The following is a 20210-nucleotide window of genomic DNA, read 5'->3' on the forward strand; positions in this document are numbered from 1 at the left end:
GCTGACAACTCACAATCGTTGCCATTCGGCAGCTCATGTGGCCTCTGTGCTGTCCATCGGTAATCTGCTAGCCTAGCCGCCGCGTACTAGGATGATCGTATCACGAGCGATGCCCCTCCGTCCATGACGGCAGCCTCAATTCGCTTAAGAAAGGTTCCGCAAGCAAATTTCCACGCAAAAAGGTGCGCACCTGCTCCAAGGTCAGCCCGATTTGCTTGGCATTTGCGATCAGTTCCATCCATTCCTCATCCAGCTCTTCCCGAAAACCCAACCGTCCGTTCAAGCCGTTCGCCTCCGCTCGCCTATTCGAGGAAGAGGGGCTCCCCTTCCCTTAACGCATTATAACGGATAGGCCAAGTACAAGGATGTCAGAATCCGTTGTCGGACAAGAGAATCTTCCAACAGGTTCATACCGAATTCCCCGCAGTCCGACAGGTGTCTCCTCTTGGCGTTGCAGCCAAAAGAAGAAGGCCCCCGAAATCGTCCGATTGGACGCCGGGAGCCTTGTTCTGCTAATCGCTGCCAACAGCGTGTTTGCAAACACGCTCTGGACGGTCTGGATTATTCGCCTTTTTCCTTGTTCAGTCTCCACTTGTTGTATTCCAGAAAATCGCGAAATTGTTCCTTGCTGATGCCGGATGCCATCGCGTCCCTCACCAAGGTGCGCCATTCCTCATCCAGCTCCTCCGCCCGCCTTGCCGGTTTCCTCTCCTCATCCGGATGAATCAGGGTTTCTACCGATACATTTAGAACGGACGCTATCTTTTCCAGGAATTGAATGGATGGATTGGACTGGATGTCTCTCTCCATCGTGCTCAGGTAGGATTTCGCCACCCCGGCCCGCTCGGCTAACTCCGACAGGGTCAGCCCTTTCTTCAAGCGCAGCTCTTGCACACGTTTCCCGATCATGAAAGTCTCCTTATTCCCTAAATACCTTCCGCCCCATTATAACAAAAAATAAACCGATAGGGGAGGGAAGCCTGTCTCCTTATTCCAGATGCTCCTGGATTAACTTCATCTTCATATCCCAGGCCTTGCGACTCAGGTCCACCGGGTAGATCTCCGGGTTCAAGCGGCGCAGGTATTGCGGCCAAAACAACTTAAGCCGTTCAGAATGAAGCTTACGGCTGACCGCAAGAGGGGGAATGTCATAGACCTGCACCCCGTCTTGGAAGATCGGCTTCAGAAGCGGAAGCGCCTCATAATCCTTTACCTTCTTCTGAATAAAGGTATGCGTCGGGTTGAACAGGTGGATCGGGCTTCCGTCCGGCTCATCCCCTTCGGCTAGTGTAATGAGATCGCCCTCCGCACGGCCCGATACTTTGCTGACAATCCGATAGATGTTCTTGATGCCCGGGGTGGTAATCTTCTCGGGATTCGCGGAAATCTTGATCGTCGGGACGAATTCCCCGTCCTTCTCCCGAGCGACCAGCTTGTACACACCGCCAAGAGCGGGCTGATTGCCCCCCGTAATCAGCTTGGTGCCTACGCCCCAGATGTCGATCCTCGCCCCCTGGGCCTTGATCTCGAAGATGGTGTCTTCGTCCAGGTCATTGGACGCGGTAATCTTGGCATCGGAAAGACCGGCTTCGTCCAACATTCGGCGGGCTTCAATGGACAGATATGCCAGGTCACCGCTGTCGAGGCGGATGCCCTTCAGCCGCTTGCCCTTCTTCTCCAGCTCATGCGCGGTCTTGATGGCGTTCGGTACACCGCTCTTCAGCACATCATACGTATCGACGAGAAGTGTGACTTGGTCGGGCAGCGCCTCAGCAAAGCGCAGGAAAGCCTCCTCCTCCGTATCGTGGTCTTGGACCCAGGAGTGGGCATGCGTTCCCTTAGTGGGAATGCCGAACCGGGCTCCCGCCATCATATTGGACGTCGCGTCGAAGCCGGCGATGTAGGTGGCCCGCGCTCCCCAGAGCGCGGCATCCTGCTCCTGCGCCCGCCGCGTTCCGAATTCAAGGAGCATGTCGTCCTTCGCTACGTGGCGAATCCTCGCCGCCTTGGTGGCGATCAGCGTTTGAAAGTTAACGAAGTTAAGCAGCGCCGTCTCGATCAGTTGGGCTTCAAACACCCGGGCTTCCACGCGAAGGAGGGGCTCACCGGCAAAGACGATCTCCCCCTCCTCAACGGAATGGACGCTTCCGTTAAACCGGAAGCGTCGCAGCTCGTCGAGGAAGCGCGGATCGTAGTGCTCCTCCTGCTCCGCCAGGTAGCGAAGGGCTTCTTCATCAAAGTGAAGGTCGTTCAGATAATGAATGACGCGTTCCAAGCCGGCGAAAACCGCAAAACCTCCCCCAAAGGGCAGCTTGCGAAAGTAGACGTCGAACACGGCCTTTCGATCCATCGTTCCCTGAACCCAGTGGGCGTACATCATGTTGATCTGGTACTTGTCTGTATGTAAAGCAAGGCTGTCGTTGGCCATGTGTCTCTTCCCCTTCATCTTCGGCGCGGCTCCCTCGTGCGGAAGCCGGGTCTTGGTCATGTTTACCTACACGCTCTTGTAGTGCTCGACTAGTTAATCGCGTACCTCCGCTCCAAGCGAAGCCCGGAAATGCTGCAGCGCCCAATCGTGCCCGGCTGGATTAAAGCTCGCTACCGCGGACGGGTGCACAATGGTGCGATAGCCCAGGTTATAGGCGTCTACCGCCGTATGAAGCACGCAGATGTCGGTGCATACCCCGACGAGACGAATCGTATCGATGTTTCGCTTGGACAGTTCCTCCTGGAGGGCCGTACGGAAAAAGGCGCTGTACCGCGTCTTGTCCATCCACAGGATTCGGTCTCGGTTTCGGTCGTACACCTCGCGGAGCTTCCCGAACAGCTCCCTTCCCTCGGTGCCCCGTATGTTGTGGGGCGGAAACAGCTTCGTCTCCGGGTGATCGGGGTCGTTCTCTTCATGCAAATCCACGGCCATCACCACGAGATCCCCTCGGCGCAGATGTTCCTCCGTCAATTCAGCGATCCGTTCCTCGATCGCAAGCGCAGGCTCTCCGACGGGCAGCTTCCCCGTCACAAAATCCAGCGTATAATCAATGACGATCAATGCTTCCAATGCCCAGCTCTCCTTTCTGTCGCAAGCCCAAATGGATGTTATCGAGCGAATGAAAAAGAAATGGTTGCCTTTTCTTCGTTCTATTATATACTAAAGGACAATCCATCCCAAACACGTATGAAACCGTTCGAAAACAAGAATTTGTTGCCATGAACGGTTATTTTTATCGCGTTAAAGTGTTAATCCACTAAATTTTTCATTGACACTCTTTTTGTTCTCCCAGTATCATTAAACGAAGCAACCAATGGTTAGAACGTGCTACTTTCCAAACCGTCCCGTCCATTCATCCGGTTTGACACACGCTCTTGAACGGCCTTCGGTTGCGCTCCAGTCTCGTGGGAAGGAAACCGAACAAGAGAGTGAGTGAAGCGGATGCGGGTTTCGAAAGGAGTCGTCACCAAAAAGAACATCGAAGACGCAGCGGCTAAGCTCTTCTCCAGCCAGGGCTTTAATCGAGTCACCATGAGAGAGATCGCGAAGGAAGCCGGATGCTCGCATACACTTATCTACATGCATTACAAAGACAAGGAAGATCTTCTAAGGCAGATGACCTGCCCTTTGCTCGAGCAATTGGAATCCATGCTGAGCGAGCTTGCGCTTGACCCGGTGCTGACGCCGCCTGATCGCCTTCGCCTCGTGAGCAAGGAGGTAATCGCCTTCTGCCTGTTCCAGCGCAGTGCGACGATGATTCTCTTCCAGAGCGCGGTTCCGGTTGCCCTTACAGAAGAGCAGGAGGATTGCGACAAGCTGCGGAGCCGCATCTTCGGACGTCTGCGCGAGGCTGTTATCGGCTGCCTGTCCGCTGACCGGATGGACTCGGCCCAGACGCTCTACCGCATCTATCTGTTTATGCTTCACGGCATGATCATGAGCTTCCTCGATCCGCCGGGCGATCCGACAGAGCAATTGTACCGAGCCTCGCGCTTGATCGACCGCTGCGTCGACATCCTGCTTGGAGGGCCGGAGAGCTGGCTGCCTCCCTCTATCCAGAAATCCCTTCCTTACTAGAACCGATCCGAACCATTCCCTCCCCTTGTGGGAGGAATGCCGTTCGGATTTTTATTTTTGTGCCGCTATAAAGTAAAAGCCCTTCCCTTGGTCGAAAGCCATAGGGAAGGGCGGTGAACATGGAACGGGGCTCTACTATAGCAAATGCACTTAATGCGTCAGCCAAACCCGCATGAGCGACAGCAGCTGATCCAGGTTGAGCGGCTTGCTGATGTAATCAGACGCTCCCGCCTCCAGGCACTTTTCCCGGTCGTTTCGCATGGCTTTGGCGGTGAGGGCGATCACAGGAAGCTTATCGAGCTCAAGCTCTCCGCGAATGACGCGCATCGCTTCGTAGCCGTCCATCTCGGGCATCATGATGTCCATGAGGACGAGGTCATAGGCCGGGTCCTTAAGCAGCTCTTCGATGGCTTCCTTGCCGTTCATCGCCGATCGAACCTGCATGCCCTGGTTTTCCAGAGCGACGGTCAGAGCAAACACATTCCGCACGTCGTCGTCGACGATGAGCACCCGTTTGTTGCGGAACAGCTCGTTATCCATCTGAACGAGGTTGACCGTGCCCGCGAGCAGGCGGTCGGCGGAATCGACCGTCTGCTCCGTGAGCGGGATCCCCTTCAAGCTTCCAGAGCCCTCCCGTACTTCCGAATGATCGATCGCAGAAGCGACCATGTGGCGGGTCGCATTGGCGACGCCGCCGGAATGGCGACTCGTGCACAGATCGGCCAATTCTTTGGTATACCGAACCGGCAAGTAGAGAGTGAAGGTGCTGCCCTTGCCCTCCTCGCTGTCCATAACGATAAAGCCTCCCAGAAGGGCGGCAAACTCCTTGGAGATCGACAAGCCGAGACCGGTGCCTCCGTACTTGCGGCTCGTCGCTCCATCCGCCTGCTGGAATGCCTCGAAGATGATCTCGCGCTTATCGCAAGGCACTCCGATGCCGGTGTCTGTCACCGCGAAGGCAACGCAATCGGGAAGCTGTCGACCCGCGAGCTCACGGCTGGACATCTCGCCCGGAGCGAAGAGGACCGCTTGTTCCGCCTCTTCGCCGCATGGAGCCACTCGGCGGAGCTCTTCTTCATTCGGCTGGTAGACGCTAAGCTCCACCGAGCCCTGGTGAGTGAATTTGATGGCGTTGGAGAGCAGGTTTTTGAGTATTTGATGGAGCCTCAGCTCATCGGTGAGCATGACATCCGGTACGCCCGGCTGTACCACCGTCGAGAAGGCCAGCCCTTTCTTTTCAGCAAGCGGTGCAAAGTTCCACTTGAACATCGCAGGCAGGTCATGCAAGCCCACCTCACCGATCTCCAGCTGCACCTTGCCTGCCTCCACCTTGGACAAATCGAGAATGTCGTTGATGAGGGTAAGCAAATCCTGCCCGGACTGATGGATGGTTTGCGAGTACTCCCGCTCCTCCTCGTTCAGATGCCCTCGTCGATTCTCGGTCAACATCTGGGAGAGAATGAGGATGCTGTTCAACGGAGTCCGCAACTCATGCGACATGTTGGCCAGGAATTCCGATTTGTAGCGGAAGCTCTGCTCCAGCTCATCGTTGCGGTTCTGGAGCTCCTTGCGAATGCTGTCCAGCTCTCCGGCTCGCTGAAGAATGAAGCCGTTCTGCTCCTCCAGCTGTTCGTTCGAGATGCGCAGCTCTTCGGACTGGGATTGCAGCTCCTCGGATTGTGATTGCAGCTCTTCCGATTGCGACTGCAATTCCTCCGTCTGCGATTGCAGCTCCTCCGTCAACGTCTGCGATTCGGCCAGCAGCCGTTCGACCTCCATCCGCCCTTCGATGTTGTCCACGGTGATGCCCATTGTCGCGGCGATCTGGGTGAGCAATTCCTCGTCCTCAGCGCTGAAGGGATTGAGCGAGGCAAATTCCAGCACGGCAATGGTACGGGATTCATACAGAATCGGAGCAATGCGAAGGAAGCGAGCCGGAGCCGTTCCAAGTGCGGAGGATATCTGGATCAAGGAATCTTCCTCTTGATCGAGCTTGATCACCCTCTGCTCCAGTGCGGCTTGCCCGGCAAGTCCTTGCCCAAACCGAATTTCGTTCACGCCGACCTCCGCCGAAGAGTCAGCATAAGCCGCCAGCTTGAGCAGGGTGTCGCGGCGAGCCAGGTAGATGACCCCGTAAGAAGCGTTTACCATCGGGGTGACCGTTCGAATAAATCGCTCGCCAAGAACCGTCATATCGGATATGCCCAAAAACAGCTCCGACACTTCCGCGAGGCGCGCTTGAAGCCGATTTTCCCGCTCCATGCGAGTGTTGTAAGCACGCTCGTTGGAGCGGAAGGTCTCGATATGAGTGATCATCTGATTGAAGGCGGCGGAGATCGCTCCGATCTCGTCCGCCGTTTCGATCTGAAGGGTCGGAAGCGCCTCCGGGGCCGCAACATCCACCCGGTTCATCGTCTCCTTCACCTTCCGCAGGCTGCCCGTGGTTGTCTTGATTACCCAGAGCGCAGTCAAAATCCCCAGAACAAGAAAGAAGAGGCCGGAAACGACAATGATTTGGAAGGTCAGCTGATGATTCTTCTCGTAATCCGCCCTGCGGTCCTCTACGGTCTTTTGCTGGAAGCTCTCAAAGGAATCGATGGTGGTCATGAGCGGCTCCATCATCGAGCTTCCCTGCGTGAAGAGAAGTTGAGCCGCCTCCTCCCGGTTCCCTGTTGAGAGGGAGCTTGCGATCGATTGCTGAAAGACATAAAAGTCATTCAGCTGATTCTCCATAACAGCGACTAACGATATGCCTTCCGTAGTATTGACCATCCGTTGCAGGCTGCTCATGAGGGTGCTGATTTCTTGCTTGATCGGACGAATGCGGTCGAGATGCTCTTGCTGATGCTCTGCGTCTGCCAAAGCTTTGGTCATTTCGCCGTCAAATTTATTCACCAGGAAGCGAACGTCTGAAATGGTGTCGACCTTGCCATACCGGTCCCCGGTAATTTCATCAAAGCTCCCCTTGAGCGTGTTGAGCATCAGGATCATGATGGTTAGCAGCAAGAATAGGAAGGCGAGAATGAGGCCAAACCCTGTATATTGCCTTTTGGAAAAGCCCACAGTGCTTCGATCCTCCTTCGGGTATAGATGGATAACTTCACGTTATAGCATAAAAATCTATCAGTTTATTCTATCGAATCCACAGGTCGACTTCAAGGTTTCGCCCCTGACGATTCCTCCCTGACATACATGTTGTCACCAATCATCGTTTATAATGGAGCCAGACCTGGACAAAAGTGAGGGTATCCTCTTGAAAAGACAAGACCGCATGATCGCGCTTCTATTGGCGCTTCAGCAGCGAAACGAAACCGCCGGAAGCCTCGCTGCCAAGTTTGAGGTGTCGCCGCGCACCATCATCCGTGACATTCAAGCGCTGGCCGAGATGGGCGTCCCGCTATACTCGGAAAGCGGCCCTTCCGGCGGGTACCGACTGATGAGCGGCTACCGCCTGCCCCCGCTCACGCTTGACTCGGGCGAAGCTCTCGCGCTTCTGCTGGCTCTAAAGGCGCTGCAAGGGTATTCGGACACGCCCTTTAACCAGGAGCGGTGGACGGTCTTGGACAAATTGACCGCCATCCTCCCGCAGGAGCTGCTGGATCAGGTTGAACCGCTTCTATCGCGAGTCGATCTGGACGTACCGAAGCGAAGCTACCGAATCCCGCTTTTTCCAGAGCTGATTCGTCACGCTGCGGAGGGGCGATGGCTCAGAGTCGACTATCGTTCGAAGTCCGGCCCGAAGCCGGTGACCCTCCGTCCCGATCGCATCTATGCGGCGAATGGCTTCTGGTATTGCGAAGCTTACTCCTGGACGCATCGGGAACGCCGCCTCTTTCGCATCGACCGGATGGACCGGCTGGACGTAATTTCGGAGCCGGAAGGAGCGCGAGAGGCGGAGCAGGCCGGATCAACCTCGTCGGACAAAGAAACCGGAGTGCTGCATATCCGAGCCCGTTTGGGCTACCGCGGCATGCTTCAGATCGAGCGCGATCCGCATATCGGCGAATGCCTCACCTACCTCGGGGAGGACCAGTGGGAGGCCGACTTTCAACTACCGGCAGCAGAAAGGAGCTGGGCGGTAACCCTGTTCCACTCCCTCGGTCTGGATGCGGAAGTGCTGGACCCGCCGTCTCTGCGCCAAGAGATCGGACAACTCGCGCTTCAAGTAGCCGAACGCTACTCCTAACCCATGTACTCGAAAGGAAGCGAACGTCATGACCACCCCCTATATCGGCACTTATGAAGAAGCCAAGGAGCTTGTGAACCGCTATGGCATCCTGCCGCTTGCTCCCTCCGTTCCCAGCCATCCCTCTATCTCCGCCAGCACCGCCCCAGAGGCTTGGCATACCGGGCAGCCGAGCGATCCCTGGAGCTGGCGAGTTCGATTTCCGTCCGAAGGAGACGCCGCATACGGCAAGTTCTTCCGCGGGAAATCGATTCTTGTTTCGGCCGATCTCTTTCCTCTGCTCAAGCGAGTGGCTGGAAGAGGCGGCTCGGTGAAGGAACGGTATCGCGACGGGCTGCTTCCCCGCGAAGCCGTCGATTTGTACGAGGTCATCGCAGCGGGCGGCATCGACACCCGGGAGCTGCGTCAGGCCGCCGGGATGAAGGCCAAGACCCGCAAGGCGGATTATGATCGCGGCATCCGGGCGCTGCAGGAGGCGATGGACATTGTGGTCACCGGTGCCCACACTCGCCTGAACGCGGATGGGGAGCCGAGCGGCTGGAGCAGCGTCGCTTACTCTACAGCAGAGGCATGGATGAAAGAACACGACATCGACGAGGAGAACGTCTCGGCTGACCGGGCGGCCAAACTCGTAAAAGAGAGGCTGGAAGAGACGGCAAGCTCGGAAGCGATGCGCTATTTGGCCAAGATTTATCCGCTTCGGTAATCAAGCTGACATCGCGCGATGAGCACGATGCCTGGTTTAGATAAAACAAGGAGGATGTCCTATATGAGAACCGGACATGAAGTGTGGCGAGCAGGTAAGGATTTCCTTTACCGCAGCGGAAGGCTTCTTGATCGCAGGCGGTATGAGTTCCATTTTGAGGGAGGAAGCAAGGATTCCGTCCTTGCCGCGTTAACCGCTTACCAGAATGAAGACGGCGGCTTCGGAAGTGCGCTTGAGCCGGATCTTCGCGGGCCGGACAGCCAGCCTATTCCCACGGAGGAGGCTCTGCTCATTCTGGATGAGCTGGGCGGGCGGGAACCGGCTGTTCTCTCCCAAATTGCAGGATTCGTTGAGCGCTCCATCCGCCCATCTGGAGGACTGCCCAGCGCCTTCTTTTCGGTGAACGGGTATCCTCATGCACCCTGGTGGGAGACGAAAGACGATACTCAGGGTGCTCTCAATCCGACCGGCAGGCTCATCGGGCTGCTGCTCAAGCATGGGGCCTTTGACGGAAAGCCTTGGCCGGATTGGCTCACGCAAACGATGGACTTCCTCTGGGAGAAGACAGCTTCTCTCGGGAAGGCGGACTACCATGACTGGATCCAGGTGCTCACGTTCCTGGAGCATGCTCCGGATCGGGAACGCGCTGCGCAGGAGCTGCAACGGCTTAAGCCCCTCCTCCTGGCATCCGGAGCGATCGAGTTCGATCCCTATGCCGAGGGATATGTTCATCCGGTCCTGAATTGGGCGCCTTCCCCTTCCTCCCTCTGCCGGTCTTTCTTCACAAAGGAACAGATCGATCAGCATCTCGACGCACTCGTCAAGACCCAGCAGGAGGACGGAGGCTGGAACATCTCCTTCCCCGCTCAAAGCCCAGCAGCCGAAGCCGAGTGGAGAAGCTATCTGACCATCAAGCAGCTTCTCATCCTTCGTGCATACGGGCGCCTGGAATAGGGTGAGAAGTGCCTCTGCAAATGATGAAGGCCGGAGGAAAACGAGAACCCTCTCGTCTATCCTCCGGCCTGAATTCGTTATGGACGCCTCGCTTGAACAACCCGGCCGTCCCGCACGCGGAGCCGTATCGCCATTAGCGGCCGGTCTTGACCGATCCCGGCCAAGCAAGCATGCCGCCTGCCATGTTGGCAACCTTGTAGCCGATGCCTTCCATGTATTCACAGGCTAGGCCGCTTCGATTGCCGCTGCGGCACACCAAGATGAGCTCCCGATCGCGGGGAAGCTCCTGAATGCGATGCCCAAGCTGACCGAGCGGAATATGAACCGCACCCGCAATGTGCCCGTCTTCCCATTCGTCCTGCTCGCGAACATCGACCAGGTACAGCTTTTCCTTGGCCAGCCGCTTGTGTACTTCCGCTGCTGTCATCTCCTTGGAATAGACGCCTGCCATCGTCATCGATCCCTTCCGTACGAAATTCTTGTCTTATCAGGATAGAGCTTACCACAAAGGAAGCTCTATCCCAAACGCAAGCCCCGAGGGAGAAGCATCTGCCTGCAAACGGCAGCCTGCGGCCCATCGGGGCTTCTCTTTCCAGCCTATGCTCTGAATAATAGCCTTATTTCGCTTGGCCTATGCGAGGGTTTTTACAACGTCAGCACTTCTTCAGCGGGAATGCCCTCCAGGTAACGCTCGGCGTCCAATGCCGCCATGCATCCGGTGCCCGCGGCACTGATTGCTTGCCGGTAGCGATGATCCTGCACGTCTCCGCAAGCGAATACACCGGGAATATCCGTCTCGGTCGTTCCCGGATGAACAAGCAGGTAGCCCTGCTCATCGGTCGGAAGCTGCCCGGCCAGGAAGCCCGTATTCGGGGTGTGGCCGATGGCAATGAAGATTCCGTCCGTCTCGATAATTTCCTCTTGTCCGGTCTCATTATTCCATACCTTGAGGCCGGTCACGCCCCTCTCGCCTGCCAGCACCTCAAGCGGAGCTCGGTTCAGGCTCCAGGTAATCTTCGGGTTGCTGCGGGCCCGGTCCTGCATGATCTTGGAGGCGCGAAGCTCTTCACGCCGATGTACGAGAACGACCTCAGACGCAAACCGCGTCAGGAAGTGGGCCTCCTCCATCGCGGAGTCTCCGCCCCCTACGACGATGATCTTTTTGCCGCGGAAGAAAAAGCCGTCGCACGTTGCACAGGTGCTGACTCCTCGTCCGATGTTCTCCTGCTCACCAGGGATGCCGAGGTAGCGAGCGGAAGCCCCTGTGGAGACAATGATCGATTCCGCCTTCAATTCGCCGTGACCCTCCACCTTCAGGGTGAATGGTTTTTGGGACAGGTCCACGGAGGTGATCCAGCCCGTGCGGAATTCCGCACCGAAGCGCTGGGCTTGCTTGCGCATGTTATCCATAAGCTCCGAGCCCAGAATCCCATCCGGGAACCCGGGGAAGTTCTCCACTTCCGTCGTGGTGGTAAGCTGCCCGCCTGGCTGCGGCCCTTCGATGACGAGCGGGTTCAAGTTGGCGCGAGCCATGTAGATCGCTGCGGTAAGGCCAGCAGGACCGGTGCCGATGATGATCGATTTGTACATGAGGATTCCCCCTGAAAAGCGAATTGTTTTATAAGGTAGATACTTCTCCCATTCCTCCTAGGACACTACCGAGCTCAGCCTGCGGATCATCCGGCAGCATGGAGATGAACCCGAGAGAATGCCTGTCGGGAATCCTTTTATCAGAAGGAATCCCCTCTAGAAGGTAACAACGGTTAAATAGATTGTATTCAATCGGTTTATGCTCTCATCCTATCACCCGCTTGGCCCCCTTGCATGAAGAATGGATGAAGGCTGCGTGAAACTTGGATGAACGCATAAAAACAGGCTCGGATCGCCATTTGGCGACCGAGCCCGGACAAATGCGATTAATCGACTAACCGATACCCGACGCCGCGAACCGTCGCAATGTAGCGGGGACAGCGGGAATCGTCGCCCAGCTTCTGGCGCAGGCTTTTGACATGGACATCGACGTAGTTGCTGCCGCCGAAGTATTCCTCACCCCAGACGAGCTCCATGAAGTCTTGCCGGGAACGCACGCCCCCATCCGCTTCCAGCAGAACGCGGAGCAGGTCGAACTCCGTCTTGGTGAGGTCGATCCGTTCGGTCCCGCGGGTAACCATCATGCGCCGCAGGTCGAGGACGAGGTCCTTCATCCGAAGCTGGTAGGGGTCGTTCCGATTCACGGGGTCCTTGTCGCCGATGAGCTCCTCAAGCCGGGCCATCACAGCATCCGGTTCAGCCGGCCACTGCTGCGTGGGGAGGCTGTTCTCACCATCTGGAACTTGCACTCCGTCCGGAACAAGGATAAGAACGTCTGCCGGCTTTTTTGGGTGAAAGGCTTGAAGTGGAGAGCTCACGGTCCGATCGAGAAGAAACAGATCGGCCTGCAGCACGGCAAGAACCGGATCGCTCTCGTTATGAAACACCAGGACATCGTAGCAGCGAGCGGTCAGCTCATGAATGAGCGGATTCAACACCACAGGATACGGACTGATGATGACGATGCGGCGGGTAGTGGTGCAATAGGCTCCTTCCGGCAGGGAAGAGATCTTCACAGCTTCAACGCTTTCGAGTTGCGGCATTGCGGACAAACCCCCTTGAATAGAACTTGCTCCTGATCAATCAGGTACCCGGTCTCGGCCGAGACCTCCTCCAGCCATTTCTCGGGCACATGGGCAAACACTTCGTCGACTCGCCCGCACTCGGTGCAGACAATATGATGATGATCCTCCATACGGCCATCGTAACGGCTTGCGTCCCCTTCGAGCTTCAGCTCGCGGATCAAGCCTTCCTCCGACAGGTAACGGAGAGAGTTATAGACTGTCGCGTAGGCGAAATGATCGCCCCGCTCCTTCAGATGCTCCATGATTTCAGAAGCGGTAGGATGATTATGCGAAGCGCAGATGACCTCCAGGATCGTTTTGCGCGGCTTGGTTAGTTGCCCCTTGCGTGTCATCGTGCAACCTCCCTTGATGGGTATGTTTTTATATTTAAACTTAATCTAAATTTATAATAGATCTAACCAAACAAGATGTCAATGGCAGCTTTGTGAACTTCATCCGGGGTTCATTTCGTGTGTGATGGTCGGCGCTCATTCGTGTACGATATCAGGATTCATTTAGTGTGTGATATCGGGGCTTATTTCTTGTGTGCAAAAAGAGGTCCCTTTTTCCTGTACGGAGAGCTGGAATGCTCAAAAACCCGACCTGCTTGACGAGCTGCAGGATCGGGTTTTCCAGAAAGGCAACAGGCTGAGCAGACACTCAACGCTGCAGATGATCGTATGAAGGCAGCGAATCCGACTCTGAAACGGGCGCTCGATCCGACTCGATGGTCTCGAGGATCGTCCGGTAGACGAGTCGGCCGATGGCGTCGCCCAGCGAGGTAGCCGTCCCCGCATAGAGGTGAATGGCCTCCTCGGGGGCGGCCTGGCTGACGGCAAGCACGATCGCATCCGTTGTGGTACCGGTCGCCGGCCGGCCGCTCACCGGATCGAGGATGCCCGCGTCCTGGAGCGCAGCCGCCTTCGCCTCCGCTGCCGTCAGGAGCGCGTTCACCATCGCGGCGTCACTCATCCCGCCGTCCACCAGCACGATCGTGTTGATCGTGCCGGCGCTGTAGGCGGGATAGGTCTCGCGCGGGTAGCCCGCCCGGGCCGCGTTGCGGGTGCCGCTGGTCGTGCAGACCGAGAGGCGGAAGCGGTCGCCTGCCTCCTCCAGCAAGGAGGCTCGGCGAATCACCGCCGCGGTCAGCAAGCCCACGGCCTGCTCCGCCGCGAGGCCCTCGGCGGCAAGGAGCCGCCGGATGTCTTCTTCCGGGTCGAGGCCCGCGTAGTCTTTGTGAACCATTCGGTTCACAAAGCGGGACGCCGGGACCCGCCCGCCTCGATAGACCGCGTTGCTCAAGCAATCGAGCAGCGCGGGTGCTTCCGCCAGCAGGCAATCGCCTGCCAGGCGGTAATGGAGTCCCGGCCATACCTTCGAGGGATAGGCATCCCTCGCATCCGGGCCGAGGAACGGCTGTGTCATGGCTCGGCCCTCCCTTCTGCGTCAGCAGCGGATGGGCCGAGCCGAAGGCATTCCGCGAGCGCCGCCAGTAGGCGCTCGTGGTCGCGCCTCGTCTTGATGGCGAGGCGCACATGCAGCGGCGTGAGCTGCCCCATTCGCGACGCATCGCGAATAAGGACGCCGCGCCGCCCCATCGCCTGCTGCAGGAGAGGCGCCGTCCATCCGGAGGCGGCGGGCAGCTGTGCGAGCACATAGTTGACCGAGCTGGGGGTTACGGTCAGCCCCAGCTCCTGAAGGCACTCGGTCAGCCAAGGCCGCTCCTCCGCCAGCCAAGCTTCCGTCTGCTTAACGAACGTCGGGTCATCCACCACCGCGCAGCCGATCGCCTGCGCCAGCCCGTTGACGCTCCACGGGATTTGCGCATGGCGAAGCTGTTCGATGCGCTCGGGATGCGAGACGATATAGCCAAGGCGGATGCCGGGGATGGCGTAGAATTTGGTCATCGAGCGCAGAACGAGAAGGTTGGGGTCCTCCGCAGCTCTTCTGACATAAGAGAAGGCGCCTTCGCTCTCTCGCTCGACAAACTCCATGAACGCTTCATCCAGGAGAAGCGGCTCGCCTGCCGCCCGAATCGCTTCCGGAATGGCCGGATCGAGCAGTTGCCCGGTCGGGTTGTTCGGATGGCCGAGCACCCAAAGAGGGAGAGCGGTAACGCCGTGCGTTCCGTCCCTCATATCTTCGCTCGCTCTCTTTCGGGTCGCCTCATGCCAAGCCTCGCCCGAGGCAAGGGCAAGCTTCTCCGTCACCTGCTCCACACGAAGCCGGTACTCTGCCTCCTCCGGGAGGGGGAGTTCCTCTACTCTTGCTCCGATCTTTCTTGCCGCTTCTTCATATTCCCCGAAGCAGGGCTTGGCAAGCCTTACAACGGACGGCTGAAGCTGGCGAATCGCCAGATCGATCAGCTCCGCGGCTCCATTGCCGACCAGGATCGCTTCCTCCGGGATGCGGTGCAGAGCCGCCAGCTTGCGCCTCAGCTCGCGAACGGCCGGATCGGGGTAGCGTGTGAGCCAGTCCAGTCCGCCCTGCAAAATCTCCCGTACTCCAGAAGGAGGGCCGAGCGGATTCATATTGGAGCTGAAATCCACGAAATCCTCCCGTTCATAAAGACGGCTTGCCGTCTGCCAATCTCCACCATGTCCATAGGTTTCGAGCATGGAGCATCTCCCCTTCCCGACAGTTGCACTTCGTCCCGCTTTATCGTCTTGCTTCAGCACTCCTTGGCCTTGTGTCAGCCTCATTCATTCCCCACTACCCACTCGCCAGCACTACCCCTATCCCAGCGAGCAGCACCGCTGCAAACAACAGGAAGCTCACGCGGTACAGCAGCTTGACGGATGCTGCGATATCCGTTTGCTCCAGCGTGCGGAGCGGCCAGCCCATCCGGGCGCGTTCGCTCGCCACGCCGAAGTAGACATTCACGCCGCCCAGCTCGATGCCAAGCGCCCCCGCTACGGCGGATTCGGGAATGCCGCTGTTGGGGCTCGGGTGCAGGCGTGAGAAGGTGCGTATGGAGCGGGCCGCACGCCGAGCGGACACGGGGAGATCCCGCGAAATCCAAGCTGCGAGCACAAGCAGCCAGCCGGTCAGACGAGCCGGAAGGTAATTGAGGACATCGTCGAGCCGTGCCGATGCCCAGCCGAAGTGCCGGTAACGCTCGTTCTTGTAGCCGACCATCGAGTCGAGCGTATTGGCGGCTCGATACAGGAAGGCAAGCGGGGCGCCGCCCACGAGCGCGAAGAGAAACGGCGACACGAATGCGTCTACCGTATTCTCGGCAACCGTCTCCACGGTAGCCCGCACGATCTCTCGCTCCTCCAAGTGCTCGGTGTCGCGGCCCACAATCCAGCCAACGTACTTCCGTGCTTCGGGCAGATCTCCTGCGAAGAGCGGCCGAGCCACCCGGTCTGCCGCCTGCTTCAGTCCCTTCACCGCCAAGGTGGTGGAGATGAGCCACGTGTTCACCGCATAGCCAAGCCACGGATGAATCCAATCGGCAAGCCACACTGCGGCAAATGCTGCAACCGCCGCCCCGATGGGGATCACGACTGCCAGCACCACTCCCCTTCGCTTGAGGGAGGACGCACTTCCCCCTGTTGGGGCATTATCGTCGTGTCCTTCCCCGTTCCCTCGCTCTTTTCTCCGCAGGAGCTTTTCCAGCCCCTTGATCGCCCTGCCCATGAGGATCACCGGATGCGTGGGCCATGGAGGGTCGCCGACCAGCCAATCGACCAGAAGCGCGGCCGCCGCCATGAACAGCATCTCTTGCCAGCTGTAGAATCCCATTGTTCCGCCTCTTTCGTCCCCAACCAAACAAAAAGAACAGGGGAGGAATTATCATGCGCCAGAGCCAAACCTGCTGCCTGCTCTTGCCGCTCCCCGCCCTGTTCATTCGCTGGTTCAGCTGATGCCGTTATTTTTTATGCATTTTGAATTCTAGGAACAGCTCGTTGTAATGGGCGAGCATGATTTTGCCGAGGTTCTCGTAGACCTCCAGCTTCATGGAATCCAGCTCCGGGTAAAACCGTTCATCGGACGAGATTTCCTCAGGTAAAAGCGTGAGCGCCTTCTCATTTGGCGTGGAATACCCGACATATTCGGCGTTTTGCGCCGCATTTTCCGGATTCAGCATGAAGTTGATGAACTGATGAGCGCCTTCGATGTTCTTCGCCGTCTTCGGGATGACCATGTTGTCGCTCCACAGGTTCGTCCCTTCCTCCGGCAGCTCATAGGTCAGCTTTTCGTTGTTGCCGATGATCTCTGACGCATCCCCCGACCAGACGATCCCGACCGCCGCTTCTTCGTTCGCGAGCAGCATCTTGATCTCGTCCCCGACGATCGCTTTTACGTTCGGAGTAAGCTTTTGCAGCTTGGCAAGCGCCGCCTGGAGATGGTCTTCATTCGTGTCGTTAACGGAGTAATTCATGCTGTTCAGGCTCATGCCGAGAATTTCACGCGCTCCGTCGACGAGCAGGATTTTGTTCTTGAGGCTCGGGTCCCACAGGTCATTCCACGACTTGAAGGTCAGATTGCCGACCAGCTCCGGGTTATAGACGATGCCGACCGTACCCCAAAAATACGGAACCGAATATTGATTGCCCGGGTCGAAGGCCAGGTTCATGAAGCGCGGGTTGATGTCGGCCATGCCGGGAAGCTTGCTGTGATCGAGCGGGAGCAGCAGGTTTTCCTTCCGCATCTTGTCGACCGCGTATTCGGAGGGAACCGCTACGTCGAAGGTGGTCCCGCCTTGAACGATCTTGGTCATCATCGCCTCGTTGGAGTCGAACGTCTGGTAGATGACCTTGATGCCCGTCTCCTCCTCAAACTTGGAGATGAGCTCGGGGTCGATATAGTCTCCCCAATTGTAGACCGTGAGCGTATTTCCGCCGGTATACCCCTCGGATGCATTCAGATAGGATGCCGCATACATTAGAGCGAAGGCGGCAACGAAGATCAGGGTGAAGGTCTGGACAAGCTGTTTCATCTAGTGCACCTCCGGTTTCGGCCGGCTTTGCCGCTGGTTCAAGTAGTAATACCCGATGACCAGAATGATCGTGAACAGGAAGAGAAGCGTCGAGAGCGCGTTGATCGACAGCGAAATGCCCTGACGAGCGCGTGAGTAAATCTCTACCGACAAGGTCGAGAAGCCGTTCCCCGTGACGAAAAAGGTAACCGCAAAATCATCCAGCGAATACGTTAACGCCATGAAGAATCCAGCGAAGATGCCCGACCGGATGTAAGGCAGAATGACCTTGGTCAGCACGTTCCACCGGCTTGCGCCGAGGTCGCGGGCCGCGTCGATCAAGGTCGGGCTCATCTCCTCCAGCCGAGGCAGGATCATGAGCACGGTGATCGGCACGCTGAAGGCGATATGCGACAGCAGCACCGACACGAAGCCAAGCTGGACGCCCAGCGCCGTGAACATGATGAGGAACGAAGCGCCGATGATGACGTCGGGGCTTACCATGAGGACGTTGTTCAAGGTGAGCAGCGTGCTCTTTTGCCTGGCCTTGCGTACCGCAATGATGGCGAGCGAGCCGAGGATGCCCATGATCGTGGCGAGGGCGGACGACAGCAGCGCGATCACCAGTGTGTTCAGCACGATGATGAACAGCCTCCGGTCCTGGAAGACCTCCCGGTAGTTGTCGAGCGTGAAGCCGTCAAAACCGTGCATGGTCCCGCCGCTGTTAAACGAGTAATACATCAGGAAAGCGATGGGCGAATACAGGATGACGAAGACGAGAATGAGGTAGAGGTTAGACAGCTTTCCGAGCTTGACCACCCTTCATCCCTCCTTTCCTTCCTCCGGTGATGATCATGGTGAGCGCCATGGCGATGATCAGGAAGACGGCGATGGTCGCACCCATCCCCCAATCCTGCGTGACGAGAAAATGCTGCTCGATCGCGGTACCGAGCGTAATCACTCGGTTGCCGGCGATGAGCCGGGTGATCATAAACAGAGACAAAGCCGGAATAAAGACAGCCTGGATGCCCGACTTCACCCCTCCAACCGTAAGCGGAACGATAACGCGGCGGAAGGTCCCCCAAGGGGAGGCGCCCAAATCCCGCGAGGCATCGACAAGCGTTGGATTCAGCTCCTCCAGGGAGTTGAAGATCGGCAGGATCATGAACGGAATGAAGATGTACACCGAGACGAAGATAAAGCTGAAGTCCGTGAACAAAATCTGCTGCGTTCCAATCCCGATGAATTCCAACAGCTTGTTTGCCGCACCGTAGGTACCGAAGATGCCGAGGAAGGCATAAGCCTTCAGGAGCAGGTTGATCCACGTCGGCAGAATGATCAGCAGAAGCCAGAGCTGCTTGTGCTTCGTCTTCGTCAGCAGGTAGGCGGTCGGGTAGGCCACCAGTAGGGAGAAGAACGTGATCAGAAACGCGTACCAGAACGAATTGATCGTCATCTTCAAATAAACAGGCGTGAAGAATTTGACGTAATTGTGGAGCGTGAAATTCCCTTCAATATCGAAGAAGGAATAGTACAAAATCATCAGGATCGGCGCTACTACACAGAGCGCGATCCACAGCACGTAGGGAATGAGGTAGACGTTCCGGGATTTATTCTCCATGGCCAACCTCGCTGTAGGCCTCCAGCCGCTTGTCGAATTCTTCTTCGGTCTCGCCGAAGCGCATGACGTGAATGGCTTCCGGGTCGAAGGTGAGCCCGATCCGGTCCCCGACGGTCGCCCGCTTCGTCGAGTGGACGAGCCATTCGTTACCGGCATCGTCGTAGGTGCTGATCTCGAAGTGAACGCCGCGGAACAGCTGCGTATCGACACGCACCTGAAGCTTGCCCAGCTCCTGCTTCGTGATCTCCAGGTCCTCGGGGCGAATGACAATCTCAACCGGCTCATCCGGGTGGAGCCCTTGGTCAACGCATTCGAATTCCTTGCCGGCGAATTCAACGAGGAAGTCGCGCTTCATGCGGCCGGGAACAATGTTTGATTCTCCGATGAAGTCGGCGACGAAGCGGTTGATCGGCTCGTCGTAGATGTCCATCGGCGTTCCGCTCTGCTGGATAATGCCTCCGTTCAGGACGAAGATGACGTCCGACATGGCGAGCGCCTCCTCCTGATCGTGCGTGACGAAGATGAAGGTGATGCCGAGGCGGCGTTGAAGCTCGCGCAGCTCATACTGCATCTCGGTGCGCAGCTTCAGGTCGAGCGCGGAGAGCGGCTCGTCGAGCAGGATGATCTCCGGCTCGTTGACGATGGCGCGGGCAATCGCGACGCGCTGGCGTTGGCCGCCGGACATCTCACGGATTTCGCGATTTTCGTAGCCCACCAGGTTGACGAAGCGGAGGGCTTCCATGACCTTCTTCTCAATCTCGGCTTTCTTCATCTTCTTGATGCGCAGCCCGAACGCCACGTTCTCAAACACGTTCAAGTGCGGAAAAAGCGCATAGTCCTGAAACACGGTGTTGACCTGACGCTTGTTGGCGGGAACGCCGTTGATCACCTTGCCGTTCATGAAGATGTCACCGCGAGAAGGCTGAATGAAGCCGGCGATCAGCCGCAGAATCGTCGTCTTGCCGCAGCCGGAAGGACCGAGCAGCGTGTAGAATTTTCCTCGTTCAATTTCAAAGCTGACATCCTTCAGCACCGCCTCGTCCCCCTCGAACTGCTGGGTGACGCCTTCAAAGCGGATGATGATCTGGTCTTCCGTCAT

Annotated in this window: 20 protein-coding genes; 4 read left to right on the forward strand and 16 right to left on the reverse strand. The window is 57.5% G+C overall.

The features are described 5' to 3' along the window. Window positions 1-100: 100 nt before the first annotated feature. The 4 genes from AAFN83_RS14060 to AAFN83_RS14075 all read right to left on the reverse strand — a co-directional run bounded on the left by AAFN83_RS14060 (window position 101) and on the right by AAFN83_RS14075 (window position 3058). Entirely contained in the window at window positions 101-283 is a 183-nt protein-coding gene (locus AAFN83_RS14060; protein WP_347770403.1) for an anti-repressor SinI family protein, read from the reverse strand. A 278-nt stretch (window positions 284-561) separates the two neighbouring features. Continuing rightward, window positions 562-909: a helix-turn-helix domain-containing protein gene (locus tag AAFN83_RS14065; RefSeq protein ID WP_347770405.1), complete on the reverse strand. Its 348-nt coding sequence runs from the start codon at window positions 907-909 to the stop codon at window positions 562-564. 79 nt (window positions 910-988) lie between these two features. After that, complete coding sequence (locus AAFN83_RS14070; RefSeq protein WP_347770760.1) at window positions 989-2428, reverse strand: nicotinate phosphoribosyltransferase; 1440 nt, start codon at window positions 2426-2428, stop codon at window positions 989-991. 93 nt (window positions 2429-2521) lie between these two features. Continuing rightward, a complete protein-coding gene (locus tag AAFN83_RS14075; RefSeq protein ID WP_347770407.1) occupies window positions 2522-3058 on the reverse strand; it encodes a cysteine hydrolase family protein in 537 nt (178 codons plus the stop codon). A 372-nt stretch (window positions 3059-3430) separates the two neighbouring features. On the opposite strand from AAFN83_RS14075, the gene AAFN83_RS14080 reads away from it, so the two are divergent. After that, entirely contained in the window at window positions 3431-4066 is a 636-nt protein-coding gene (locus tag AAFN83_RS14080) for a TetR/AcrR family transcriptional regulator (protein ID WP_347770409.1), read from the forward strand. A gap of 150 nt (window positions 4067-4216) precedes the next feature. Here the strand turns inward: AAFN83_RS14080 and AAFN83_RS14085 are convergent, their stop codons facing one another. Then, window positions 4217-7129: a response regulator gene (locus AAFN83_RS14085; RefSeq protein WP_347770411.1), complete on the reverse strand. Its 2913-nt coding sequence runs from the start codon at window positions 7127-7129 to the stop codon at window positions 4217-4219. 190 nt (window positions 7130-7319) lie between these two features. Here AAFN83_RS14085 and AAFN83_RS14090 point away from each other — a divergent pair, with 190 nt between their 5' ends. The 3 genes from AAFN83_RS14090 to AAFN83_RS14100 all read left to right on the forward strand — a co-directional run bounded on the left by AAFN83_RS14090 (window position 7320) and on the right by AAFN83_RS14100 (window position 9912). Further along, on the forward strand, window positions 7320-8252 hold the full coding sequence (locus tag AAFN83_RS14090; protein WP_347770413.1) for a helix-turn-helix transcriptional regulator: 933 nt from the start codon (window positions 7320-7322) through the stop codon (window positions 8250-8252). Window positions 8253-8280: 28 nt separating this feature from the next. Next, window positions 8281-8958 carry an AlkZ-related protein gene (locus AAFN83_RS14095; RefSeq protein WP_347770415.1) on the forward strand — a complete coding sequence of 226 codons (678 nt, stop codon included), beginning with the start codon at window positions 8281-8283 and terminating at the stop codon, window positions 8956-8958. Window positions 8959-9021: 63 nt separating this feature from the next. Beyond that, the gene (locus tag AAFN83_RS14100) at window positions 9022-9912 is read left to right on the forward strand and encodes a hypothetical protein (protein WP_347770417.1); all 891 of its coding nucleotides are present in this window, start codon (window positions 9022-9024) and stop codon (window positions 9910-9912) included. A 133-nt stretch (window positions 9913-10045) separates the two neighbouring features. Here the strand turns inward: AAFN83_RS14100 and AAFN83_RS14105 are convergent, their stop codons facing one another. From AAFN83_RS14105 to AAFN83_RS14155, 11 genes are all read right to left on the reverse strand, one after another. Next, a complete protein-coding gene (locus AAFN83_RS14105) occupies window positions 10046-10363 on the reverse strand; it encodes a rhodanese-like domain-containing protein (RefSeq protein ID WP_347770762.1) in 318 nt (105 codons plus the stop codon). 194 nt (window positions 10364-10557) lie between these two features. Further along, window positions 10558-11502 (reverse strand): thioredoxin-disulfide reductase, encoded by a 945-nt coding sequence (gene trxB / locus AAFN83_RS14110; protein WP_347770419.1) that lies wholly within the window; start codon window positions 11500-11502, stop codon window positions 10558-10560. Between the two features lie 326 nt (window positions 11503-11828). Further along, on the reverse strand, window positions 11829-12545 hold the full coding sequence (locus AAFN83_RS14115) for a winged helix-turn-helix domain-containing protein (protein WP_347770421.1): 717 nt from the start codon (window positions 12543-12545) through the stop codon (window positions 11829-11831). After that, window positions 12515-12919 (reverse strand): Fur family transcriptional regulator, encoded by a 405-nt coding sequence (locus AAFN83_RS14120; protein WP_347770423.1) that lies wholly within the window; start codon window positions 12917-12919, stop codon window positions 12515-12517. Before AAFN83_RS14120 ends, AAFN83_RS14115 begins: the two co-directional genes overlap by 31 nt. Window positions 12920-13226: 307 nt before the next feature. Then, window positions 13227-13991 carry an adenosylcobinamide amidohydrolase gene (locus AAFN83_RS14125; RefSeq protein ID WP_347770425.1) on the reverse strand — a complete coding sequence of 255 codons (765 nt, stop codon included), beginning with the start codon at window positions 13989-13991 and terminating at the stop codon, window positions 13227-13229. Next, window positions 13988-15184, reverse strand: a complete 1197-nt coding sequence (locus tag AAFN83_RS14130) for a pyridoxal phosphate-dependent aminotransferase (protein ID WP_347770427.1) — start codon at window positions 15182-15184, stop codon at window positions 13988-13990. The genes AAFN83_RS14125 and AAFN83_RS14130 overlap by 4 nt, the downstream gene beginning before the upstream one ends. Window positions 15185-15278: 94 nt before the next feature. Next, window positions 15279-16313 (reverse strand): adenosylcobinamide-phosphate synthase CbiB, encoded by a 1035-nt coding sequence (gene cbiB / locus AAFN83_RS14135; RefSeq protein WP_347770429.1) that lies wholly within the window; start codon window positions 16311-16313, stop codon window positions 15279-15281. Window positions 16314-16440: 127 nt separating this feature from the next. Beyond that, complete coding sequence (locus AAFN83_RS14140) at window positions 16441-17511, reverse strand: ABC transporter substrate-binding protein (protein ID WP_347770431.1); 1071 nt, start codon at window positions 17509-17511, stop codon at window positions 16441-16443. Beyond that, a complete protein-coding gene (locus AAFN83_RS14145) occupies window positions 17512-18309 on the reverse strand; it encodes an ABC transporter permease (RefSeq protein ID WP_347770433.1) in 798 nt (265 codons plus the stop codon). Then, window positions 18284-19111 (reverse strand): ABC transporter permease, encoded by an 828-nt coding sequence (locus AAFN83_RS14150; protein ID WP_347770435.1) that lies wholly within the window; start codon window positions 19109-19111, stop codon window positions 18284-18286. Before AAFN83_RS14150 ends, AAFN83_RS14145 begins: the two co-directional genes overlap by 26 nt. After that, complete coding sequence (locus AAFN83_RS14155; protein ID WP_347770437.1) at window positions 19101-20210, reverse strand: ABC transporter ATP-binding protein; 1110 nt, start codon at window positions 20208-20210, stop codon at window positions 19101-19103. The genes AAFN83_RS14150 and AAFN83_RS14155 overlap by 11 nt, the downstream gene beginning before the upstream one ends.

It is taken from the genome of Gorillibacterium sp. CAU 1737 (assembly GCF_039888655.1).
GTDB lineage: Bacteria > Bacillota > Bacilli > Paenibacillales > NBRC-103111 > Gorillibacterium.

Excerpts from the sequence above, each read along its gene's own strand:
- AAFN83_RS14065 (WP_347770405.1), bottom strand. The coding sequence starts at position 909 with ATGATCGGGAAACGTGTGCAAGAGCTGCGCTTGAAGAAAGGGCTGACC.
- AAFN83_RS14070 (WP_347770760.1), bottom strand. The coding sequence starts at position 2,428 with ATGGCCAACGACAGCCTTGCTTTACATACAGACAAGTACCAGATCAAC.
- AAFN83_RS14080 (WP_347770409.1), top strand. The coding sequence starts at position 3,431 with ATGCGGGTTTCGAAAGGAGTCGTCACCAAAAAGAACATCGAAGACGCA.
- AAFN83_RS14095 (WP_347770415.1), top strand. The coding sequence starts at position 8,281 with ATGACCACCCCCTATATCGGCACTTATGAAGAAGCCAAGGAGCTTGTG.
- AAFN83_RS14100 (WP_347770417.1), top strand. The coding sequence starts at position 9,022 with ATGAGAACCGGACATGAAGTGTGGCGAGCAGGTAAGGATTTCCTTTAC.
- AAFN83_RS14105 (WP_347770762.1), bottom strand. The coding sequence starts at position 10,363 with ATGGCAGGCGTCTATTCCAAGGAGATGACAGCAGCGGAAGTACACAAG.
- trxB (WP_347770419.1), bottom strand. The coding sequence starts at position 11,502 with ATGTACAAATCGATCATCATCGGCACCGGTCCTGCTGGCCTTACCGCA.
- AAFN83_RS14115 (WP_347770421.1), bottom strand. The coding sequence starts at position 12,545 with ATGCCGCAACTCGAAAGCGTTGAAGCTGTGAAGATCTCTTCCCTGCCG.
- AAFN83_RS14120 (WP_347770423.1), bottom strand. The coding sequence starts at position 12,919 with ATGACACGCAAGGGGCAACTAACCAAGCCGCGCAAAACGATCCTGGAG.
- AAFN83_RS14125 (WP_347770425.1), bottom strand. The coding sequence starts at position 13,991 with ATGACACAGCCGTTCCTCGGCCCGGATGCGAGGGATGCCTATCCCTCG.
- AAFN83_RS14130 (WP_347770427.1), bottom strand. The coding sequence starts at position 15,184 with ATGCTCGAAACCTATGGACATGGTGGAGATTGGCAGACGGCAAGCCGT.
- cbiB (WP_347770429.1), bottom strand. The coding sequence starts at position 16,313 with ATGGGATTCTACAGCTGGCAAGAGATGCTGTTCATGGCGGCGGCCGCG.
- AAFN83_RS14140 (WP_347770431.1), bottom strand. The coding sequence starts at position 17,511 with ATGAAACAGCTTGTCCAGACCTTCACCCTGATCTTCGTTGCCGCCTTC.
- AAFN83_RS14150 (WP_347770435.1), bottom strand. The coding sequence starts at position 19,111 with ATGGAGAATAAATCCCGGAACGTCTACCTCATTCCCTACGTGCTGTGG.
- AAFN83_RS14155 (WP_347770437.1), bottom strand. The coding sequence starts at position 20,210 with ATGACGGAAGACCAGATCATCATCCGCTTTGAAGGCGTCACCCAGCAG.